3 protein-coding genes and 1 tRNA gene are annotated in these 6,000 nt (G+C 60.6%); 1 reads left to right on the top strand and 3 read right to left on the bottom strand.

Features of this window, described 5'->3' with window-relative positions:
- Positions 1-442: 442 nt before the first annotated feature.
- Complete coding sequence (ggt, locus tag EYC95_RS05775; RefSeq protein WP_131059502.1) at positions 443-2,275, bottom strand: gamma-glutamyltransferase; 1,833 nt, start codon at positions 2,273-2,275, stop codon at positions 443-445.
- Positions 2,276-2,438: 163 nt separating this feature from the next.
- On the opposite strand from ggt, the gene EYC95_RS05770 reads away from it, so the two are divergent.
- Positions 2,439-3,548, top strand: a complete 1,110-nt coding sequence (locus EYC95_RS05770; RefSeq protein WP_131059501.1) for a DUF2817 domain-containing protein — start codon at positions 2,439-2,441, stop codon at positions 3,546-3,548.
- Positions 3,549-3,618: 70 nt separating this feature from the next.
- On the opposite strand, the gene EYC95_RS05765 is transcribed toward EYC95_RS05770, so the two are convergent.
- Both EYC95_RS05765 and EYC95_RS05760 read right to left on the bottom strand, forming a co-directional pair.
- Positions 3,619-3,695: transfer RNA gene (locus tag EYC95_RS05765), tRNA-Met, on the bottom strand.
- Positions 3,696-3,811: 116 nt separating this feature from the next.
- Complete coding sequence (locus EYC95_RS05760) at positions 3,812-5,869, bottom strand: methyl-accepting chemotaxis protein (RefSeq protein WP_131059500.1); 2,058 nt, start codon at positions 5,867-5,869, stop codon at positions 3,812-3,814.
- Positions 5,870-6,000 lie beyond the last annotated feature (131 nt).

Here is a 6,000-nt window from a genome sequence, read left to right as displayed (position 1 = left end):
GCGATATCAGCCATTTCTTGATGCATCGGTACAACTGGATTCGGCCCCATCAATTCAACGGTGGGCTGGCGCCAGCTCGGGCCGAAGAAAAACTTAACGTCGTGTCCGGGATTAGTTGACCACTACATACCAATGGGGAGTCGAATGTTGGATTCAACAGTTGAAGATCATGGTGGGAAAATTCAGGCATATGGAAATTTTCTCTAGGGACTCGGAGGATTATCTCTAATGAGGCCCTCAATAGGCCCTATTTATAAGGGTATTTTTCAGTTCGGTGTAAAAATTATCTGTAATAGATCTCTGTGTTAAGTCGAAAACTGTAAGCGGATAAGTGAAAAGCGCATCCCAAGTACAACGATGGAAAGCCTCATACACTTCAGTAGTCGGTAAAACCATAAAAAAGACCTACCTCCCGGTAAGCCTTTTCCACCCTCTGTAGGACTCAATCCCCCAACGCCGCCCCCTCACGCCGAGGATCGGCCCCTCCCGCCAACGAAGCCTTCCCCTGCGCATCCTTCACCCGAACAATCGCCTGGGTGCCGCTGGTCATGTCGATCTCGTTTACGCTGTGCCCTTTGTCCTTCAACGCCTGAATCAACCCGGCGCTGAACTGGCCTTCTTCCAGTTCCGTCGGGCCATTGCGACTGCCGAAGTTGGGCAGGTTGATGGCCGCTTGCGGGTCGAGGTTCCAGTCGAGCAGGCCGATGGTGGATTTGGCGACGTATTCGATGATCTGCGAGCCGCCGGGCGAACCGAGGGTGGCGAGGAATTCGCCGCTCTGGCGATCGAAAATCAACGTCGGTGCCATGGAGGAGCGGGGGCGTTTGCCGGGTTCGACGCGGTTGGCGACTTTCTGCCCGTTCTCTTCCGGGATGAACGAGAAGTCGGTCATCTGGTTGTTGAGCAGGAAACCCTGAACCATCACGTGCGAGCCGAATGCGGATTCGACGGTGGTGGTCATGGACACCGCGCCACCTTCGTCATCGACCGCCACCACTTGCGAGGTGGAGATGCGCAGCGGCGAGCGGTCCGGTGCGTAGGCGACCTTGATGCCCGGCGGGGTGCCGTGTTTGGCCGTGCCCATGCTGCGATCACCGATCAGGGCGGCGCGGCTGGCCAGATACGTCGGGTCCACCAGACCTTTGACAGGGACGGGCACGAAGTCGGCGTCGGCCAGATAGAGCGCGCGATCCGCGTAGGCCAGGCGCTCGGCTTCGGAAATCAGGTGTACGGCTTCGGGGGCCGGCTCGATGCCGGCGGGTTTATCCGTCTTGAGCGGTTTCATTGAAGCCAAGGCAAAGCGCGGATCGCGAGCCTCCAGCGCCTGGAGTGTGCCGAGGATCTGCGCCACGGCGATCCCGCCCGATGACGGCGGCGGCATGCCGCAGACCTGCCAGCGTTTATAGTCGGTGCACAGCGGCGCGCGTTCCTTGGCCTTGTAGCCTTGGAGGTCGTTGAGCGACAGGCTGCCAGGGTTGGCGTGGCCCTGAACCTTGGCGACGATTTCTTGCGCAATCGGCCCTTTGTACAGCGCATCCGGCCCTTCTTTGGCGATGCGTTTGAACGCTGCGGCCAGTGCCGGGTTTTTCAGCTGAGTCCCGGTCGCTTTCGGGCTGCCATCAGCATTCAGAAAATACGCCACCATGTCCGGCGAGCGTCGCATGGACGAGTCTGAAGCGATCAACTGATGCAGGCGCGGCGAGATGGCGAAGCCTTGCTCCGCGAGTCTGATGGCCGGTTCGAACAACTGCGCCCACGGCAGACGACCGTGCTTCTGATGGGCCAGCTCAAGCGCTCGCAACACGCCCGGCGTTCCCACTGAGCGACCACCAATCTGCGCCTGGGTGAAGGCCATCGGTTTGCCGTCGGCCTGTAGAAAAAGTTTCTCTGTCGCGCCGGCCGGTGCGGTTTCGCGACCGTCGTAAGTGCGCACGTTCTTGCCCTCCCACAACACAATCAACGCACCGCCGCCGATGCCCGAGGATTGTGGCTCCACCAGCGTCAGCACCGCTTGCATGGCAATCGCGGCGTCAATCGCCGAGCCACCCAGACGCAGCATCTCCCGCCCGGCTTCGGCTGCCAGTGGGTTGGCCGCTGCCGCCATGTGTTTCGAGGCGTGCCGGGTTTGCAGGTCGGTGCGATAACCCGAGGCGACTTCCGGTGCGACTGGCAACATTGAAGTCGGCGGGGCGTTGCAGGCAGCAAGGGTCAGCGCGGTGGCGATCAGCGACAAGGCTGACAGGCGATAGCGGCTCGAGTGGAAGGCTGAAAACACGTGGGGCACTCCGTCCGTGGGAAAAGATCAGGGGACTTTATCGGCCGACAGCGCGAGGTGCAAACCACGGACTACAGCAAAGACGCTTTTGTCCTTCATGAGTCAACGGATTTTCTGTAGGGTCGAGGGAACAGACCAGCCAGAAGATCAACAAGAGGCAGCCATGCAGACCGAGTTTCCCACGCGGCCGAGTTACCGCACGCAACGTGAGCAATTCCTCGCGATGGCGACGGCGGCCGGAGCGACGCTGACCGAGTATCCGCACCCACTCAAAGGGCCATTCGGCGAGTCCCTGAGCACCGATGTGGCGGTGTTGGGCGATCCGGGTGCCAAGCGACTTCTGATCGCGTTGAGCGGCACGCACGGGGTGGAAGGCTTCTATGGTTCCGGTTGTCAGATCAAGTGGATGCAGGAGTTGGGCAAGCGTTCACTGCCGGGCGATGTCGCGGTGGTGATGATCCACCTGATCAATCCCTGGGGCACCGCGTGGCTGCGCCGGGTCAACGAAGACAACATCGACCTGAACCGCAATTACCTGAACTTTACGCGCCCGCTGCCGGACAATCAGGCTTACGCAGCGCTGCATGAAATCTATGCCTTCACGGAATTGCTAGGCCCCGAGCGTGACCGCGCCGATGCCTTGCTCGACGGGCAGATTCGCGAACACGGCTGGCCGGCGGTGATGTCGATTGTCGAGGGCGGCCAGCACGGTCATCCCGATGGCCTGTTTTATGGCGGGCTGGCGCCGAGCTGGTCGAACCGCACGCTGCATCAAATTATGCAAAAACATATTTCCCACGCCGAGGTCGCGATGTGTTTCGACTTGCACACCGGTGCTGGCGAGTACGGTCATCCGATGCTGCTGACCATCACCGAGGCCGCTTATCCAGCACTACCCGATGCGCAGGCCATCTACGGGCCGTGGCTCTACACGTTGCTGACCGGCGCCGATACCTTGAGTGAAACCGGCGTTGCAGCCACCGCTACGGGTTATACCTCGCAGGCACTGATCAGTGCGTTGCCGCAGGTAAAACTGATGCCATTTGTGATCGAGTGCGGGACTTACCCGGGGGCGGACGTTCATCGTCATTTGCGCGATGACCACTGGCTGCACCTGCACGGCAATCCGAGTGATGCCGTGGGGCGTGAGATCAAACTGAACCTGCTGGAGCAGTTTTATCCCGCCGACAGCGACTGGCAGGCGATGGTCTGGCTGCGGACCTGGCAGATTTGGGAGCGAGCGTTGTCGGCGTTGCCGACGGTTCGTTCCTGACGTGCTGTTCAGGCACTTTTCTCGGGGCATAAAAAAACGGCCTACCTTTCGGTAAGCCGTTTTTAGTACTTGGTGGCTACACAGGGACTTGAACCCCGGACCCCAGCATTATGAATGCTATGCTCTAACCAACTGAGCTATGTAGCCAAGTGGCGCGCATTATTCACCGGTAATGCAGATGCGTCAAGCGTAAATCTAAAATATTTCTCTACGCTTTCAACCGCTTATCCACCTGAGCCGAAATATCGGACCAGGGGAGGGCGTCAACTGAGCTGAAATCTCCCGGTATTGGCACTTAATGCCTTGCTGCCCTGGCTCAAGGTGTCCGCCGCCAGGTTCACCGCCCGCGCACCTTCGAGCAATCTTACCGCTGCCTGATCGACCTGCTGGATGTTGCCGCTGACTTCATCGGCGGTACTGGCTTGTTCCTCTACTGCCGTGGCGATTTGCGCCAGGGTATCGGTCACACCTTGTACCGCGTGGGCAATTTCGCCAAGGCGCTCACCCAGGCCGGTGACTGACTGGGCATCACTTTGTGCCTGGCTACAGGCCGCTTCCATCAGGCTGACCGCCTCATTCACGGTGCTGCGCAGGCTGTCGACAGTGCCGGCGATCTGCGCTGTGGAGGACTGGGTGCGTTGCGAGAGGCTGCGCACTTCATCCGCCACGACTGCAAAGCCACGACCCTGTTCGCCAGCGCGAGCCGCCTCGATCGCCGCGTTGAGTGCCAACAGGTTGGTCTGCTCGGCCACGCCGCGAATGGTGTCGACCACCAATAGAATCTGCTGGCCTTGTTCGCTGACCCGCCCGAGGGCTGCCGCCGTGTCGTTCAAACGTTGGTTGAGCTGTTGAATGCTCGCCGTGGTGCGCTGGCTGTCGCGACTGCTGTCGGCCGCAATCCGTTGGGTGTGTTGAGCGCTGCCGGACGCCTGTTCACAACTCTGGGCGACCCCTTGCGAGGTCGCCGCCAATTGCGTGGCGGCGGCGGCGATCTGGCTGATCTGCAATTGCTGCGCTTCAACTTCGCCCAAGGCGCCGCTGGAGTGATGGTTGAGGGTGCGCACCGCATTGCTCACTTGCAAGGTTTCGTGATCAACCCCCAGCAAGCTGTTGCGCAGTTGCACCACGGCGACATTCAGGGCGGTGCTGATGGCCGCCAGTTCGTCGCGCCCCTGCACCGGCACTTGCAGGCTGAGGTTGCCGTCGCGCAACGCTTCGGCCAGCAAGGTGATGCCGCTGGCGCTGCGACGGATCGAGGCCTGCAAGCAGATGAACAGGTACAGCGCGGCCAAGAGCAGGCAGCCAAAGATCGTCGCCACCAGAATGAACTGGCGGATTGCCGAGCCGTGGTAGTAATCCAGGCGCTGATCCAGCGAAACCAATGACTGCTGGCGCAGCGAGGCAAGGTCGGTGAGCAGGGCGTCCAGACTGCGTTCGAACTCTTCCGGTTTGAGCTTGATGCTGCCGCCGAAAACACCGTCGTCGAGGACTTTCAGTTCGGCGTCCAGATGCTTGAGGCTGTCGTGGTATTGCCCGGCCCAGCTTTGCAAGGCGCTGGGCAGGCGTGCTTCCAGAAGGCTGGCAGTTTTCGCCAACTGTTCCCGGGCATCGCCGATACGGCTGCGCAAGTCGCGCAATTGCAGACGGCTTTGCAGGGTGAACTGCCCGGACACCACCGACGCCTGGCCGACACTGGCCAGGCGGCCGACCCGTTCAATCAGGTCCGGCGCGTGTTGCGTGGAAATCTGCGTCAGCAGATACGTTTCCAGCCAGGGCGCGAGCGTCAGGCGATTGTCCATGGCGATCTGCTCGCGCAAGGCTTGCAGCGCACTCAAGGCGTTGGTGAAACGATCGTAGCCATCCGGCCACCAACCGACGCTGCTCAGGCTTTTCGAGTCCAGGCCGTTAAGAGCGGTTTGCAGGGCCTGGTAACGGGTCAGGGTTTCGCCCTCGGCACCTTCGGTTTTCAGCGCATTGCCGAGGTCCGAGGTGGCTTGGGCGACGGCGGGTTGTACCGCATCGAACGCGGCCATCGCGGCAAGGGTCGCCGGTGTTGGCTGGCGATTGGTTTCCGTTGCACGCCAACGGGCAGCGCGGTCACGTTGGGCGGCGAGCAGGTTATCGAGCGCATCCAGGGCGAGCAGTTGACGTACGCCGGCACGTTCGCCGGAGATCAGGTTCAGTTTGGCGCGATAGTCCTGACCGATCATCAACAGGCTGCCCGCCAGCGGCAGGATAAACAGCAGAAACAACAACTGAAATTTGCGTGCGAAGCCAAAACGCCCCAGCAATCCGATCCCCGGTGATAAAAAAGCCTGCATGCCCCATGACTCCTCTGGACACCACGCACCATTGGCGTGCGTCGAGGTCTTTGCGACCGCGACTTGTGCCCCTTTAAAAGGCCTCGAAAGTTTACCTTTGTCAGCTCTGTAGGCCGACTCTGTGGCGAAAC

Source organism: Pseudomonas sp. BGI-2, from assembly GCF_004310295.1.
Classification (GTDB): domain Bacteria; phylum Pseudomonadota; class Gammaproteobacteria; order Pseudomonadales; family Pseudomonadaceae; genus Aquipseudomonas.
The sequence above is the reverse complement of the archived record's forward strand: the minus strand, read 5'-3'. Positions and strand labels throughout refer to the sequence as shown.

Bases quoted from the DNA above. Each gene is read 5' to 3' on its own strand.
- EYC95_RS05770 (WP_131059501.1), top strand. From the start codon at position 2,439: ATGCAGACCGAGTTTCCCACGCGGCCGAGTTACCGCACGCAACGTGAG.
- EYC95_RS05760 (WP_131059500.1), bottom strand. From the start codon at position 5,869: ATGCAGGCTTTTTTATCACCGGGGATCGGATTGCTGGGGCGTTTTGGC.